Origin of the sequence: Paraburkholderia sp. (assembly GCF_024281035.1) — a bacterium.
GTDB lineage: Bacteria > Pseudomonadota > Gammaproteobacteria > Burkholderiales > Burkholderiaceae > Paraburkholderia.
This window is the reverse complement of the sequence record NZ_JAMXLH010000048.1, coordinates 1-12,746: the sequence shown is the minus strand read 5'-3', so window position 1 is coordinate 12,746 and position 12,746 is coordinate 1. Positions and strand designations below refer to the sequence as shown.

Annotated in this window: 14 protein-coding genes; 3 read left to right on the top strand and 11 right to left on the bottom strand. The window is 66.0% G+C overall.

Features of this window, described 5'->3' with window-relative positions; genetic code table 11:
• Positions 1–52 precede the first annotated feature (52 nt).
• The 7 genes from Q0L30_RS14800 to Q0L30_RS14770 form a co-directional block, all read right to left on the bottom strand.
• Positions 53–1,330: a dihydroorotase gene (locus Q0L30_RS14800; RefSeq protein WP_296657635.1), complete on the bottom strand. Its 1,278-nt coding sequence runs from the start codon at positions 1,328–1,330 to the stop codon at positions 53–55.
• A 25-nt stretch (positions 1,331–1,355) separates the two neighbouring features.
• Positions 1,356–2,369, bottom strand: coding sequence for an aspartate carbamoyltransferase catalytic subunit (locus Q0L30_RS14795; RefSeq protein WP_296657632.1), 1,014 nt, complete (start codon positions 2,367–2,369; stop codon positions 1,356–1,358).
• Positions 2,370–2,488: 119 nt separating this feature from the next.
• Positions 2,489–3,019, bottom strand: a complete 531-nt coding sequence (pyrR, locus tag Q0L30_RS14790) for a bifunctional pyr operon transcriptional regulator/uracil phosphoribosyltransferase PyrR (RefSeq protein WP_296657630.1) — start codon at positions 3,017–3,019, stop codon at positions 2,489–2,491.
• A complete protein-coding gene (ruvX, locus tag Q0L30_RS14785) occupies positions 3,016–3,459 on the bottom strand; it encodes a Holliday junction resolvase RuvX (protein WP_296657627.1) in 444 nt (147 codons plus the stop codon). Before ruvX ends, pyrR begins: the two co-directional genes overlap by 4 nt.
• Entirely contained in the window at positions 3,456–4,034 is a 579-nt protein-coding gene (locus Q0L30_RS14780) for a YqgE/AlgH family protein (RefSeq protein ID WP_296657626.1), read from the bottom strand. Before Q0L30_RS14780 ends, ruvX begins: the two co-directional genes overlap by 4 nt.
• Before the next feature lie 318 nt (positions 4,035–4,352).
• The gene (locus Q0L30_RS14775; protein WP_296657623.1) at positions 4,353–5,918 is read right to left on the bottom strand and encodes a hypothetical protein; all 1,566 of its coding nucleotides are present in this window, start codon (positions 5,916–5,918) and stop codon (positions 4,353–4,355) included.
• A 228-nt stretch (positions 5,919–6,146) separates the two neighbouring features.
• Complete coding sequence (locus Q0L30_RS14770; RefSeq protein WP_293040836.1) at positions 6,147–6,317, bottom strand: rubredoxin; 171 nt, start codon at positions 6,315–6,317, stop codon at positions 6,147–6,149.
• 250 nt (positions 6,318–6,567) lie between these two features.
• On the opposite strand from Q0L30_RS14770, the gene Q0L30_RS14765 reads away from it, so the two are divergent.
• The 3 genes from Q0L30_RS14765 to Q0L30_RS14755 all read left to right on the top strand — a co-directional run bounded on the left by Q0L30_RS14765 (position 6,568) and on the right by Q0L30_RS14755 (position 9,580).
• On the top strand, positions 6,568–7,440 hold the full coding sequence (locus tag Q0L30_RS14765; RefSeq protein WP_296657621.1) for a hydroxymethylpyrimidine/phosphomethylpyrimidine kinase: 873 nt from the start codon (positions 6,568–6,570) through the stop codon (positions 7,438–7,440).
• Between the two features lie 195 nt (positions 7,441–7,635).
• Positions 7,636–8,319 carry a GntR family transcriptional regulator gene (locus tag Q0L30_RS14760; protein ID WP_296658029.1) on the top strand — a complete coding sequence of 228 codons (684 nt, stop codon included), beginning with the start codon at positions 7,636–7,638 and terminating at the stop codon, positions 8,317–8,319.
• A 316-nt stretch (positions 8,320–8,635) separates the two neighbouring features.
• On the top strand, positions 8,636–9,580 hold the full coding sequence (locus tag Q0L30_RS14755; protein WP_293040832.1) for a dihydrodipicolinate synthase family protein: 945 nt from the start codon (positions 8,636–8,638) through the stop codon (positions 9,578–9,580).
• 84 nt (positions 9,581–9,664) lie between these two features.
• Here the strand turns inward: Q0L30_RS14755 and Q0L30_RS14750 are convergent, their stop codons facing one another.
• The 4 genes from Q0L30_RS14750 to Q0L30_RS14735 form a co-directional block, all read right to left on the bottom strand.
• Positions 9,665–10,459 (bottom strand): AraC family transcriptional regulator, encoded by a 795-nt coding sequence (locus Q0L30_RS14750; RefSeq protein ID WP_296657618.1) that lies wholly within the window; start codon positions 10,457–10,459, stop codon positions 9,665–9,667.
• Positions 10,460–10,610: 151 nt separating this feature from the next.
• Positions 10,611–11,900 (bottom strand): FAD-dependent oxidoreductase, encoded by a 1,290-nt coding sequence (locus Q0L30_RS14745; protein ID WP_296657616.1) that lies wholly within the window; start codon positions 11,898–11,900, stop codon positions 10,611–10,613.
• Positions 11,897–12,172, bottom strand: a complete 276-nt coding sequence (locus Q0L30_RS14740) for a 2Fe-2S iron-sulfur cluster-binding protein (RefSeq protein WP_296657613.1) — start codon at positions 12,170–12,172, stop codon at positions 11,897–11,899. The genes Q0L30_RS14745 and Q0L30_RS14740 overlap by 4 nt, the downstream gene beginning before the upstream one ends.
• A partial coding sequence (locus Q0L30_RS14735) for an FAD-binding oxidoreductase (RefSeq protein WP_296657611.1) occupies positions 12,165–12,746 on the bottom strand: 582 nt, incomplete at its 5' end. The genes Q0L30_RS14735 and Q0L30_RS14740, both read right to left, overlap by 8 nt.

Sequence of the window (12,746 nt, the reverse complement as noted above, 5' to 3'; positions counted from 1 at the left end):
ACGAAAACGATATCGATTGAGGTGCGTGTCGAGGGATGTGTCGCAGACGGATTCAGGTGCGCTCGAAACCGATTCGCCCGGCGACGAGCGTAGCGCGCACGACAGCGGGCAGTTCGTAACCGAGAAACGGCGTGTTGTGCCCCTGGCTCTTGAGCGCGCGCGGCGCGACGTGCCAGTGCGCGTGGGCATCGAATACGCAGAGATCCGCATCCGCGCCCACTTCAATACGGCCGGCGTCAAGCTTCATGGCTGCCGCGGGCGCCGACGTGATGCGCGCAAGCGCCTGCGCGAGCGGCACGCGCGCCTCCTGCGCCCACTTCACCGTAAGCGAAAGCAAGAGTTCGAGGCCGGTCGCGCCCGGCGTCGCCTCGGCGAACGGCAGGAGCTTTTCGTCGTCGTCCACGGGCGTGTGGTCCGAACAGATTGCATCGATTGTGCCGTCGGCAAGTCCCGCGCGAATCGCTTCGCGGTCGCGCTGCTGACGCAGCGGCGGGTCGACCCGGAACTGCGCATCGAAATAGCCGATGTCCATGTCGATCAGATGCACGTGGTTCGCGCTCACATCGCAGGTCACCGGCAGTCCTTCGGCCTTCGCCGCACGCACGAGCTCGACGCCCGCCGCCGACGAGAGATGCATGACATGCACGCGCGCGCCCGTCACGCGCATCAGTTCGAAGAGCGTATGCAGCGCGATCGTCTCCGCGCTGACGGGCACGCCTGCGAGGCCAAGCCGCGACGCCACCGCGCCGCTCGCCGCCACGCCGCCCTTCGAGAGATACGCATCCTGCGGACGCAGCCACGCCGCGTAGCCATACGTGCTCGCATACTGGAGCGCGCGCAACAAAACCTGCGTGTCGGCGATAGGCTGATCGGCTTGCGTGAATCCGATGCAACCGGCTTCGGTAAGCGACACCATCTCCGTGATCACCTGGCCCTTCAGCCCCACGGTGAGCGCGCCAAGCGGATGGACGCGCGCGCGTTCGAGCTTGCCCGCGCGATACTTGAGCATCTCGATCAGACCCGCTTCGTCGAGCACGGGATCGGTGTCGGGCATGCACACGAGGCTCGTCACGCCGCCCGCGAGCGCCGCGGCCATTTCCGATTCGAGTGTCGCCTTGTGTTCGTAGCCGGGCTCGCGCAGACGCGCGCACAGATCGACGAAGCCAGGCGCAACATAGTGCCCTTTCGCATCGAGGGTTCTGTCCGCCTCAAAGCCTTCCGGAGCCGCACCCAGCGCGACGATCTTGCCGTGCGCGATATACACGTCCTGCTTCGTTTCGGTACCGGCCGCGGGGTCGATCAGCGTCCCGCCCTGAATATGGATCTTCATGCGCTGCCCTTGTTGATTGACCGGTTCACTCGCTTGTGCCCGCAACGATGCTCATCACGGCCATGCGCACCGCAATGCCGAAGCTCACCTGATCGAGGATCACCGATTGCGGACCGTCCGCGACCTGCGAGTCGATCTCGACGCCGCGGTTCATCGGCCCCGGATGCATCACGATCGCATCGGGACGGGCCAGCGCGAGCCGCTCGGGCGTGAGGCCCCAGCTTTTGAAATACTCCTGCGCCGAAGGCAAAAGCGCACCGCTCATGCGTTCGTTCTGCAGGCGCAGCATGATGATGACGTCGACGTCCTTCAGCCCCTCGTCGAGGTTGTGAAAGACACGTACGCCCATTTGTTCGAGCCCGCCGGGCAACAGCGTGCGCGGCCCGATCGCGCGCACTTCGGGCACGCCGAGCGTCGTGAGCGCATGAATGTCCGAGCGCGCGACGCGCGAGTGCAGGATGTCGCCGACGATCGCCACGCGCAGGTTCGTGAAATCGCGTTTGTAGTGGCGGATCGTGTACATGTCGAGCAGCCCCTGCGTGGGATGCGCGTGACGGCCGTCGCCCGCGTTGATCACATGCACATGCGGCGCGCAATGCTCGGCGATCAGATACGGCGCGCCGCTCGACGCATGGCGCACGACGAACATGTCGGCGTGCATCGCGGAGAGATTGCCGATCGTGTCGAGCAGCGTTTCGCCCTTGCTCGTCGACGATGCATTGATGTTCAGGTTCAGCACGTCCGCCGAAAGGCGTTTAGCCGCGATTTCGAAGGTCGTGCGCGTGCGCGTCGAGTTCTCGAAGAACAGATTGAACACCGACTTGCCGCGCAGAAGCGGCACCTTCTTCACATCGCGGTCGGTCACGCTCACGAACTGCTCGGCGGTATCGAGAATGTGCGTGACGATCCTGCGCGGCAGGCCCTCGATCGTCAGCAGATGCTTGAGTTCGCCGTTCTTCGTGAGTTGCGGATTGCCCTTCAGGAAGCCGTAGCGAAAGGGTTCGTTATCGGCGGATTCTGGAGTGGACTGGGAATTCATCGCTAAGGTCCTTTGCATGCAGGGCCGGGGTCGAACGGAATGCGTGCGACGTCGATGCCGTCGCAACACGCACGCGACGCGCGGATCGAACTGACACCATCAGTCACCATCGTGCACCATCAGGCGCCGCCCGCCGGCGTGACGTGAAACGCGAAACGGCCGTCGGCGTCGCGTTCGAGCACGAGCGTCGCGTCGGCGGCCACCTCCGCGGCGCCGCCTGCGAAGCGCGCCGCCACCGGCAGTTCACGGCCGCCGCGGTCGGCCAGCACCGCCAGCTCGACCGAGGCGGGGCGGCCGTAGTCGTACAGTTCGTTGAGCGCCGCACGCACGGTGCGGCCCGTGTACAGCACGTCGTCGACCAGCACGATGCGGCGGCCCTCCACTTCGAACGGCAACGAAGTCGGGCTCGCCTGGCTGTGCAGGCCTTTTTTGGCGTAGTCGTCGCGATGAAGCGCGACGTTGACGACGCCCCATCCGCTCGCGCCGAGATCGCGTGCAAGCCGCGCCGCGATCCACGCCCCGCCGCTATGAATGCCCGCGAGCGCGACGCCATCGGGCGCGCTGAATGCATCCGCGGGATACGCAGCGCGGATCTGGTCGAGGACGGCGCGATAGAGCGCCTCGGCGTCAAGCGTGTCGCTGGAGCTCATGGCGTGGGAGCGGAGAGTTCGTCGAGGTATTGCTGGAGGATCACGCAGGCCGCTTCGGCGTCGAGCTGGTTCTTGCCTTCGCCGCGTTCGCGCAGACGCGCCTCGGCATCGACAGACGAATAGCGCTCGTCCACCCACACCACCGGCAGATTGAAGCGTCCGTTCAGTTGATTGCCGAAGCGTTTGGCCTGCTGCGTCATGGCGTGCGGCGTGCCGTCGGGGTGTGACGGCAAGCCGACGACGAGCAGATCGGGCTGCCACTCGCGCAGCAGCGCGCCGACGGCTTCGAAACGATAGTCGCGGCTGCGGTTTTGAATCACGGTGAGCGCACGGGCGCTATGCGTGAGTGCGTTGCCGAGCGCGACGCCGATGCGTTTTTCGCCGTAGTCGAATGCGAGCAGGGTGGCTTCAGCAGCGCCACGCCCGGTAGCCACGCTCATGCGTGACCCGCTTCGCCCGAAAGCATCGACGACGAGATGCCGAGCAGCGCGAGCGCCGCATCGAAGCGCTCTTCGGCGGGCACGTCGAAGACGATCTTCGGATCGGCCTCGACCGTGAGCCAGCCGTTGCGCGAGATTTCGTCTTCGAGCTGACCGGCGCCCCATCCGGCGTGGCCGAGCGTCAGCAAGAAACGCTCCGGGCCCTTGCCGTTCGCGACGGCTTCGAGCACATCCTTCGACGTGGTCATTTCGAGGCCGCCCGGCACCGACATCGACGATGTGTAGCTCGTGCCCTCCTCGGGCGCGTGCAGCACGAAGCCGCGCTCGGTCTGCACGGGGCCGCCGAAATAGACGGGTACGTGCAGGAGCGGCTCGATTTCGAGCTTGAGGTCGATGCGGGAAAAGAGGGCCTGCAGATCGATGTCCGTGGGACGGTTGATGACGAGACCGAGCGCGCCGCGCTCGGAATGATCGCAAAGATAGACCACCGTTCCTGAAAACGTGGGGTCCGCCATGTTGGGCATGGCGATCAGGAACTGGTTGGTCAAATTGATGCGATCGTTACTCTTGGACATGGTTTGAATTCTAGCAAAGACGATGCGGAATGGCGGTGGCGTGCCGGGGTGTCTTGGGGTGCCTCGAGCCGCCGTGTGCGGGACCGCCCGGCGCGCCTGGAAGGTGCCGGCGCCCTGCGCCCTGCCGCCACAATGCTTACCGCTGGGTGCTCACTCTAACACGCAGGCGCACCGCGCCCGAATCGCCTGGGACGGCGATGGCGCCGATCGGAGCATTTCGTCGGATCTACGATGAAAGGGCGCGAGAAGGCGGCGGGCAATGCGTCTTGTCTGCAAGCTCGATGCCCGCGTGCGCCCGGATGTGCGCGAATGTGCCCGCTAGTGTTGCGGATTGCCTGGTGCAGCAACAGGGCCGGCTGCCGCCCGCGCGCCCGTGATTGCCGCGCCGAGCGCGCGCACAGCAGCTGTCGCATCCGGTTGCGCGATGCCTGCCGCGATCTTGTGCAGCATCGCGCGCAACGTTTCGCTCGCCTGCTCGAGCACCGCGCTATCCGGTGCCGAAATCGCGCTGGCCGCCCGCGACGGCTCGCCCGTCCCGCTCGCAGCGCCGGTTGTCGCCCCGGTTGCCGCCCCGGTTGCAGCCCCGCTTGCCGCCGCGTGCGCGGTGCGCCGCCACGCGAGGCCGAGCGCGTCGGCAAGCAGCCCGACATGCCCAAGACCCAGCGCCCAGGCCGCCGCGCCAAGCTGGTATGCCGCGTCGCCAGCGAGCAGCGCTTCGGCGGCATCGCTTTGCGCGTGCCCGGACCACGCACGGGCATGGTCCGCCAGCGCGACCATCGAAGCGTCGGCCGTCTGCAGGAAATCCTCGTACGCATTCGCGTTGAGCGCGAGCACGCCGAGTTCGCGCGTGTGCGCGACACGCGACGCCGTGGCGTCGGCCTGCGCGGTTTCCGCCTCCCAGAGCGCCTCGGATGCCTGCGTACCGGCAACATGCCAGTCCACAGTCAGGCCGTAATCGTGCAGTAGTTCGACGTCGACGGTGTCTTCGGCCGCCGCGCCGAAAAGCGCGTAGTCGCGCCACAAAAGCGCGAGCGTCGTGCGCACGAGCGATTGTGGCGCGACGCGCAGCCCATGCGACTGATCCGCGAGCAGTAGATTGCAGCGCGCGTAGAAGCGCCGCATTTCGTCGTCGCCCCACAAGGTCGCGCCGAGCCGCAACGCGCGCGCGCATGCCGCCGCGAGACGCCAGTAATCGTAGGGGTCGGGGCTGGCGAGTTCGGCGAAACAGGCGTCCATCTCGTCGAACGCCGCGTTGGCCAGCGCCGCCACCGCACGGCCGCCATTGGCGAGCCGCATCTTGAGCGCGGGCAGCAGCGCCGCCTCGTAACGCGCGCGGATCTGTGCGAGCTTGTGCGCGGGCTGCGCGCGCAGCGTTGCGGACGCGATGGGCCGGCCAAGCAGCGCGACATCGTCGTAAGCGAGCGACACACCCGGCGTATGCTCGGCAACGAGTTCGAAAAGCGCCTGCTGCCGCGCATAGAGCGCCGGTGAGCACGACAGCTCGCGCAGATTGTGACGCTCGAGCGCGCTCATCAAGTCGGCGATCGCGTCGTGAAAAAGCGTGCGCACCGCTTCATCTCCCTCGTCTGCCGCCGCGTGGCGCGACGGCTGGCCATGCGGCGCGGCTGTCCCGCCGAGCGCCGAAAGCGCGAAAGGCGACGCGAGCAGGAGCGTGTCGGCGAAACGTGCCGCTGCGAGCCATCCGGCTTCACGCAACGCACGCCCGGCATGGAGCAGCGGCGTAGTGACGTCACCGCGGACGTCGCCGTGCGTGTCGAACGCGCGCTGCGCCTCGGCGAGCGCGGCACGCGCGAGCGGCACATGCGCACCGCGCGGATTGGGCAAGGCTTCGAAACGGGCGACGGACGTTGAACGAAGGTTCATAGGACAGCGCCGAAAGCGATTGCGGACCGATGCGGCGGCCAGGATGGCCAGGGCGGCCTGCGTGCCGCCTCCCGGCGCAGCACGCCGGATGCCGGACAGCCCGGCTCGCAATCGGACGAAGAGAGGCTTTACGCCAGCGCGACAGCCGGCGATCAGGCTATCTGAGCGGCTATCTCAAAAGACGTGTGTACATAGGGCGCGCCAGCAGCGCGCCCTATGTACACGTCGTCAGATCTGGACCATCTCGAAATCCTCCTTGCGCGCACCGCACTCAGGACAGGTCCAGTTGATCGGAACATCCTCCCAGCGCGTGCCGGGCGCGATGCCTTCCTCTGGCAAACCGGCTGCTTCGTCGTAGATCCAGCCGCAGATCAGGCACATCCAGCTTCTATATTCCATTCTTATGCCGCGTCGAAAAGTCCAAAAGAAATGGTCGGGAGACAAGAGCCATGATGGTACCGTGTTGCCGATTTTGTGCCTAGCAACCCGGTTGCTGTAATCGTCTTGCATCAGTTGCGGGGCGCGCGGCGCCGCGCCGCACAAAAACCCGCATGCCGCTAACTTCATCCGTCCCCGGACGCGCCGATAATGCGCATAATTGGAGACGCGGCGCGCTCCCGCGCCACGCTACTCCACACTCGTCACGCACATGCCCAGCGACACGCCTCCCATCGTCCTCACCTTCGGCCTTTCCGATCCGACCGGCGGGGGCGGCCTGCAAGCCGACCTGCTCACGCTCGCCAGCATGGGCTGCCACGGCGTGAGCGTGCTCACCGGCTATACCGTGCGCGATTCGGCGGGCTGCGACGAAGTCACCGGGCTCGACCCCGAAGTCGTCGCGACCCAGGCCCGCATGCTGCTGGAGGACATGCCCGTCGCGGCCTTCAAGGTGGGCGCGGCTACGCGCGCGGAAGTGGTGAGCGCCATCGCCGAAGTGGTGGCCGACTACGACGACATCCCGCTCATCCTCGCCCCCGACTTCACGCTCGACGACGAACACGTGCTCGCCGCCGACGAACTGCGCGAAGCCATTGCCGATCTGCTCGCGCCGCAAACCACGCTGCTCGTCGCTGATGCCGCGACGCTGCTCGCGCTCGCGCAGCCCGACGGCGACGCCGAAGCGCCCAGCGTCGATGCGGCAATCGCGCATCTGCTCTCAACTGGTTGCGAATACATCCTTTCGATGGAGACGGGCACGCATCGCCTGGTCAACACGCTGTTCTGCGAGGACGGCCAGTTGCGCCAGGATCTGTGGGACCGTGCGACGCAGCCGATGCTGGGCCTGACCGACACGCTCGGCGCGGCCATCGCCGCGCTGCTGGCAAACGGCCAGGAGCCGCCCGAAGCCGTGCGCGAGGCCCAGGAGTATGTGTATCAGGCCGTGCGCCGCGCGTTTCGGCCCGGCATGGGCGCCTGGTTGCCGGATCGCTTTTTCTGGGCCCGCAGCAACGACGACGACACGAACGAAAAATCACGGAAATCCGGCGGCGACGTGCCTCCCGCGGGCGACGCACCGCACTGAAGCCGCGGTCTTCCCGCAGTCTTCCCCGCCAAAGCGGTTGCAACCCTGTCGATGAAAGTGTCGAGCGGAGGGTCGCCGATATCCGCAAACGGCCGGGATATAATTTATACATTTCCAACGCGATCGACGTTTGCAACGATCGCTTCGGGCCGACCCGAAATTCTCAACAGCACGAATTGAGTGTGTCCTATGTCGATGGCAGGCGGATCGTCCAAACTTCGGAGTATCACGGTCGCCGATGCGGCTGCCGACGAGTTGCGCCGGAGGATCATGTCCGGCGAGTATCCGGAGGGATTTCAGCTCAAACAGGACGCGCTCGCAGTGGAAATGGGCATCAGCCGTATTCCGATTCGTGAGGCGCTCGTCCAGCTGGAAGGCGAAGGGCTCGTCAAGAGCGTGCCTCACAAGGGCGCTGTGGTGTCGGAACTTTCGATTTCCGAAATCGCCGAGCTATTCGAGTTGCGCGGTTTGCTCGAACCGCGTCTTCTGAAGAAATCCGTACCAAAGCTCACGCCAGCGGATTTCGATGAAATGGACGGCATCATCGCCGAATATCGACGCGAATTGCATGCCCAGCACCAGGCGCGATGGGGTGAACTGAACACCCGTCTGCATGCGATCCTGATGTCGAAGGCGGATCAGCCCCGCACGTTGGCGATCGTCAACTCGCTTCTGCAGCAAACGGACCGCTACACGCGCCTCCAGCTCTCCCTCAGTGCGCAAAGCACCAGACGCGCCGAAGAAGAACACGACGAACTGGTACGGCTGTGCAAAACAGGCGACATTCGGGGCGCCGCCGCGCTACTGAAACGTCACATCGACAACGCCTGCGAAGAGCTCAAGCAGTTCATCGCGTCGCGGCGACGTCTTTCGGCGTGAGACTCCAAGGCCATATCGGCCTCTTCTAACGCCCCGCCACACCCTCGCTTATCTCTACGCCACGACGAGGTCTGCCCCATGCGAAGCGTGGGCGACCCTGGCGTTCGCGTCTGCCGAAGACAATCCACAATCGCCGCCGTGTTTGCCGGCAGGCCGCCGCAAAGGCCCGCTCCGGCAGTCCCCAAAAAAATAGATTGTATAAAATATACGCGAGGATTAGTATCGGCACATCGCGGCCGCTTCCCCTGCATCACTGCACCGATGCGCCTGTGATTGGCCTTAATTCCCAATTCTTCAGACTATTCAGGAACGCGTGATGTCTTCCAATATCTTCGAAGGTACGATCCCGGCACTCATGACCCCCTGCACCGCCGCGCGCAAGCCGGACTTCGACGCTCTCGTGGCCAAAGGACGGGAACTCGTGGATCTCGGCATGAGCGCGGTTGTGTATTGCGGTTCGATGGGCGACTGGCCGCTCCTCACCGAGTCCGAGCGCCAGGAAGGCGTCGCGCGCCTCGTGGCGGCGGGCGTGCCGACGGTCGTCGGCACCGGTGCGGTGAACTCGAAGGAAGCGGTTTCGCACGCGGCCCATGCTGCGAAAGTCGGCGCGCAAGGCTTGATGGTCATCCCGCGCGTGCTCTCGCGCGGTTCATCGCCTGCTGCGCAGAAGGCGCATTTCTCCGCGATTCTCGCGGCCGCACCGGCGCTGCCCGCCGTCATTTACAACAGCCCCTACTACGGCTTTGCCACGCGCGCGGATCTGTTCTTCGAACTCCGTCGCCAGTTCCCCAATCTGGTTGGCTTCAAGGAATTCGGCGGAGCCGCGGACATGCGCTACGCGGCCGAGAACATTACGTCGCAAGACGACAACGTGATTCTGATGGCGGGCGTCGATACCCAGGTCGTCCATGGCTTCGTGAACTGCGGTGCGACGGGTGCGATTACCGGCATCGGCAACGCACTGCCGCGCGAAGTGCTGCAACTGGTGAAGTTGAGCAAGAAGGCGGCTGCCGGCGATGTCACGGCCCGGCGCCTCGCGATGGAACTGGATACGGCGCTCGCGGTCTTGTCGTCGTTCGACGAAGGCACGGACCTGGTCCTGTTCTACAAGTATCTGATGGTGCTGAATGGCGACAAGGAGTACACGCTCCATTTCAACGAAACGGACGTGCTCAGCGACGCGCAGCGCAACTATGCAGAAAGCCAATATGCCCTGTTCCGCAACTGGTATCGCGAGTGGTCCAAAGGTCTGCAAGACTAGTTCGTCCCGTTGAACCATAAGTGAAGCGGCCCGTCATGGGCCGCTTTGCGCATAGGCACGCCGGACGGAACGAAAAGAAAAAACTCAGGCGTCGGCGATATCGGCGGGCTTGCCGCCTCGCGCCCGTGGATGCCGCAACGCGCGATACTGGCTCGGCGTGATGCCGACCGTGGCCTTGAACTGGCGCGTGAACGCGCTGTGATCGTTGTAGCCGCAACGTGTGGCGATATCCGTGATGCTCAGTTCGCCCGCGAGCAGATCGGAGGCCACGTCGAGCCGCGTCTTCAGCAGCATCTGGCGCGGCGTGAGATGAAACACCTTGTGGAAATAACGCTCGATCTGCGCCACGGACAGATGCGTGAGCGCGGCGAGATGGGACACCTTGAGCGGTTGCGCGTAGTTGTCCTGGATGTGGCGCGCGGCGATGGCGAGGCGCTGATACGCATGATGCGTGCCCTTCGCGGCCTGCAGGTCGCGCGAAATGCCCGCGAGGCCCAGCACGTTGCCTTGCGCGTCGTGCAGCGGAACCTTCGTGGTCAGGCACCAGCCGGGCTGGCGCCCCGGATAGAGATGCAGTTCGAGCTGGTCGATGAGCTTGCTGTCCTGGCGCATGATGGCCTCGTCCTGCGCCGTGTAGAGCGCGCCGAAACGCAAGGGAAACACCTCTGCAGCCGTCTTGCCGAGCAGCGAACGCTTGTCCCTGAAGCCGCAGCGCGCTGCGAGCGTCGTGTTCGCGAACACGTAGCGGGCTTCCCGGTCTTTTACAAAGAACGCCACGTCGGGCATGGTGTCGAACACGGGCTCCAGCAGCGCATAGTGCGCCACCATCTGCGCGAGCGTGGTGTTTTCAGCGACGACGAGCAACGCCTGATCGGCCATGAGTGTAGACCGCGGTGAAGAACGCGGTGAGGAACGCGGCGACGAATGGAAAGGGATGGCGAAACGCGGGCGCACCGGCCGTTTATTGTGCCGCTTGCCTCAACGAGCCGAGCCCGCATTTCCCCACCGACGCATACGCCGCGCGTCGCGCTCAGTCCTCGGTCTGGGCCGCCAGCAGCGTGCCGATCCGGGCCGGCGCGAGCGGCGGACGCGGTATGCCCTGCGTCCAGCCGAAACAGAACGATGCGGCGGTGCCGCATATCTTGCCCTGGCACGGTCCCATGCCGCAACGGGTATGAAGTTTTGCATCGCGCCACGAGCGATGCTGCGCGACGTCGCCGAATGCCACGTCTTCGCAGCGGCAGAACGTCGTCTGCGGGGACGCGAGATCGCGTAGACGCGCGTCGAGCGCAAAAGCCTCAGACAGACGCGCGGCGAAACGCCGGTAACGCTCGCGCTCGGCAAAGCGCGCCTGCGCGCGCGCGCGCTCCCCCAGTGCGGCATGCGCCGCGATACACCCTTCCACGGCCGACAGCTCCATGCCCCCGACGCCCGTGCACTCGCCGGCCGCATACACGTGCTCGACCGACGTCGCCTGCCAGTCATCGACGACGATCACGCTATCGCGCACACCGGCGAGCGGCTGATCGTCGATCCGGCAACCGAGTTCGGCCCCCAGCGACGTATTCGGCACGAGCCCGTACGCGCATGCGAGACGATCGCACTCCACGCTGACCTCTTCGTTGCCGCGCTGCACGCGCACGTGCGTGAGCCGGGTTTCGCCGCACGCCTCGATCACGTACGAGCCGCACCAGTACGGCGTCGCACGCAGATCGAAACGCATGCGCAGCGCCTGGCCGAGCTTCGCTGGCGTGTGGACCAGTTGCGCCGCGAAGCGACGTACGGAAGCCGCGCCCGCCTGCTCGACCAGCGCGACAACGCTGGCGCCCTGCGCGCGCGCGGTGATTGCAGCCGCCAGCAGCAGCGGCCCGCTGCCCGCGATCACGATGCGCTCGCCGCGCACATCCATGCCGCCCTTCACGAGCGCCTGCAAGCCGCCCGCTCCGGTCACGCCGGGCAGCGTCCAGCCGGGATAAGGCAGGAAGCGCTCGCGCGCCCCGCTTGCGATGATGAGCCGGTCATAACCGAGCACGCGCGCATCGTGCGCGTCTTCGGCGAGCAGTTTCCGTTCAGGCAGCGCCTGCACGATGCGTGTGCCCGCCAGCTGCGTGAGCGCGCCGCGCCGCACAAGCGTGTCGATGCGGTCGAGCACCGTGCGTGCGGGAGCGCTGGCGCGATGGTGCGGGCCCTGACGCCAGACCTGTCCGCCCGCGAGCGCGTTATCGTCGACGAGACCGACACGCGCACCGGCCTGCGCCGCGGTCAACGCCGCGTTCAGTCCGGCCGGTCCGGCGCCGACGACAAGGATGTCGAAATTCATGATTCGGTCCTTCCGGTGCACACCGTCATGCCTTCTGCGCAGAGCGTCTGGCACGCGAGGCGATGCCGCACGCCGTCGATCGTCACGCGGCACTCCTGGCACACGCCCATGCCGCACAGCGGACCGCGCAACTCGCCACTCACCGAACGGCGCGTGATCACGCCCGTCTTCGCGACTCGCGCCGCCTGCGCGACAGCGGCCACCACGGAACTGCCCGGCGCAACTTGCACCGTTTGCCCGTCCACCGTCACCGCCAAAAGCGCCTCAGCCATGGGCGGCCTCCTGTGGCGCACAGCGCGCGGGCAGATACGGGGAAGCGTCGATCGGCGTCGTGCCGTAGCTCATCTGGGCGGCGATGAGCCTGGCCGTAGCAAGAGCCGTCGTCACACCGAGCCCTTCGTGCCCGGCCGCGACCCAGGTCGCAGGATGTAGGTCCGCGGCGAACGGGCCAGCCGGTCCGATCAGCGGCAGGCCGTCGCTCGAAGCCGGGCGAAAACCCGTCCACGCGCGAATCGCGTTGAGGTCACGCAGCCCCGGCAGAAAGTGCGCGGCGCGCGCCAGCATGCGCGCAAGCACGGCGGAATCGATCGCCGGATCGACCGTGTCGAACTGGCGCGACGAGCCGATCAGCAGCTGCCCGGTCGGGCGCGGTTGCACGTTGAACGCGACCGAGGTGCCGCTCGCGTTGTGCGCGCTCTTGATATAGCCGAGTTCGAGGATCTGGTGACGCACGGTGCCGGGATAGCGGTCGGTGATGAGCAGATGCCCCTTCTTCGGCTGCAACGGCAGACCCGGCAACAGCCGCGCGGCATCGAAGCCGTTGGCGACCAGCACCGCGCCCGCCGC

Coding starts and splice junctions, on each gene's coding strand:
- Q0L30_RS14800 (WP_296657635.1), bottom strand. CDS start 1,330: ATGAAGATCCATATTCAGGGCGGGACGCTGATCGACCCCGCGGCCGGT.
- Q0L30_RS14795 (WP_296657632.1), bottom strand. CDS start 2,369: ATGAATTCCCAGTCCACTCCAGAATCCGCCGATAACGAACCCTTTCGC.
- pyrR (WP_296657630.1), bottom strand. CDS start 3,019: ATGAGCTCCAGCGACACGCTTGACGCCGAGGCGCTCTATCGCGCCGTC.
- ruvX (WP_296657627.1), bottom strand. CDS start 3,459: ATGAGCGTGGCTACCGGGCGTGGCGCTGCTGAAGCCACCCTGCTCGCA.
- Q0L30_RS14780 (WP_296657626.1), bottom strand. CDS start 4,034: ATGTCCAAGAGTAACGATCGCATCAATTTGACCAACCAGTTCCTGATC.
- Q0L30_RS14775 (WP_296657623.1), bottom strand. CDS start 5,918: ATGAACCTTCGTTCAACGTCCGTCGCCCGTTTCGAAGCCTTGCCCAAT.
- Q0L30_RS14770 (WP_293040836.1), bottom strand. CDS start 6,317: ATGGAATATAGAAGCTGGATGTGCCTGATCTGCGGCTGGATCTACGAC.
- Q0L30_RS14765 (WP_296657621.1), top strand. CDS start 6,568: ATGCCCAGCGACACGCCTCCCATCGTCCTCACCTTCGGCCTTTCCGAT.
- Q0L30_RS14760 (WP_296658029.1), top strand. CDS start 7,636: ATGGCAGGCGGATCGTCCAAACTTCGGAGTATCACGGTCGCCGATGCG.
- Q0L30_RS14755 (WP_293040832.1), top strand. CDS start 8,636: ATGTCTTCCAATATCTTCGAAGGTACGATCCCGGCACTCATGACCCCC.
- Q0L30_RS14750 (WP_296657618.1), bottom strand. CDS start 10,459: ATGGCCGATCAGGCGTTGCTCGTCGTCGCTGAAAACACCACGCTCGCG.
- Q0L30_RS14745 (WP_296657616.1), bottom strand. CDS start 11,900: ATGAATTTCGACATCCTTGTCGTCGGCGCCGGACCGGCCGGACTGAAC.
- Q0L30_RS14740 (WP_296657613.1), bottom strand. CDS start 12,172: ATGGCTGAGGCGCTTTTGGCGGTGACGGTGGACGGGCAAACGGTGCAA.